The sequence below is a fragment of the Vibrio sp. 2130-1 genome, assembly GCF_033339515.1.
This window is the reverse complement of sequence record NZ_JAWOUT010000055.1, coordinates 1-1,558: the sequence shown is the minus strand read 5'-3', so window position 1 is coordinate 1,558 and position 1,558 is coordinate 1. Positions and strand designations below refer to the sequence as shown.

At 44.8% G+C, this 1,558-nt stretch carries 2 protein-coding genes; both read right to left on the bottom strand.

Annotated features, from left to right (window positions below):
* Nucleotides 1-45 precede the first annotated feature (45 nt).
* On the bottom strand, nucleotides 46-855 hold the full coding sequence (mutM, locus tag R7Q09_RS24165) for a bifunctional DNA-formamidopyrimidine glycosylase/DNA-(apurinic or apyrimidinic site) lyase (RefSeq protein ID WP_318143704.1): 810 nt from the start codon (nucleotides 853-855) through the stop codon (nucleotides 46-48).
* Nucleotides 856-957: 102 nt separating this feature from the next.
* Nucleotides 958-1,434 (bottom strand): hypothetical protein, encoded by a 477-nt coding sequence (locus tag R7Q09_RS24160; RefSeq protein ID WP_318143703.1) that lies wholly within the window; start codon nucleotides 1,432-1,434, stop codon nucleotides 958-960.
* Nucleotides 1,435-1,558: the final 124 nt, after the last annotated feature.

The window sequence follows — 1,558 nt, the reverse complement described above, 5'->3', positions numbered from 1 at the left end:
CGATTACAACTGCTTGATGGCAATACACCGTACGCGATCGTATTTCTATTGCTGACACTCATTACAGAAGAAGGTATTACGTTGGCCAATTTTTAGCTCTTGAAGCGGCTCTCCACATTCTGGGCAAGGCTCACCCGCTTTTCCATACACTAGAAGTTCTTGAGCAAAATAACCCGGCTTGCCATCGGCTTGAGCGAAGTCTTTTAAAGTCGTACCACCTTGGTTAATGGCAATTTTTAGCGTGGCTTTGATGTTTTCCACTAACAGTACCCATTCTTGGGGCGTCACTTGACCTGCTTGTCGGGTTGGGAGAATACGAGATTTAAACAGAGATTCATTGGCGTAAATATTCCCCACACCGACCACGACTTTGTTGTCCATGATAAACTGCTTTACCGCGACACGCTTACCTTGCGCTTTATCAGCAATGTACTCGCTATTAAACGTATCAGTTAGAGGCTCTGGTCCCATATGCTCAAGTACCGCATGTGACTCACCAGGAGCGCACCATAGCCAAGCACCAAAGCGTCGAGGGTCGTTATAACGCAGCACTTTACCATTTGTAAGTTTGAGATCGACATGATCGTGCTTAGCCGCAGGAAAAGCAGCATCCAACACACGTAACGAGCCGGACATTCCAAGGTGCACAATGGCAGTCCCTGTATCCGTTTCTATGAGCAAATACTTTGCGCGGCGGTGAATGGCTCGAATCACTTGCCCTTCAAGCAATTTCAGCTCTTGCGGGATATCCCAGCGCAGTTTGGGGGTGCGAAAAACAAATGCCTTAATCGTTTGTCCAACCATATGTGGACTAATACCCATCCGGCTTACTTCAACTTCTGGTAGTTCAGGCATTTATTTCTCCTTAAAACACTCAAAGCCTTACTGAAAGGCAGTTAACATAATCGAAAAGTACAAGCGTAAACACTGCTTACCTACGAGGTTATTGACCACCTCTCACTTAGGCATGATGTAATTGCTCTCAACAGAAATCGCGATCCATTTGTCTTGCCAATTCTTGAACAACCAAAAATCATGAAGACGATAAAGAGTAATTCGCTGCGGTTCTTCGACGCCTTGATACCAGACTTCGATGGTTTCTGGTGTGCCTAACTTATCTTTAAGAGTGTCGTATTGCTGCGCAGATAACTCCGTACCTTCGAGCGCTTGCCAGCGAGCAATAAGTTCAGATAGAGGGAAAGGAACATCTGTATTCGCATGCCATCGCCCATCGCGAAACTCCAATTCAAGACTATTGGAATAAATAGCGCTAACCGAATGATCAGTTCGAAGTAAATGCGGATAAGGATCAACGTTCTCTGACAACAAGTACGTTTTGATCCACATCGGCGCATTTAAGATCACGATAAACGCGATAATGCCCAATATTAGAATATTGTTCCAACGGCGACGGCGAGTCGGACTAATACGCATAACGGTTCCTACTATCTTAGTTCTAGTGACAAACTAACAAAGGTTACAGGAATTGCCTAGAGCATCAGCATGTAAACATGGTGAAGGTGGATTTGAAGGAATAGTGAGGATTTCAGATAATAAA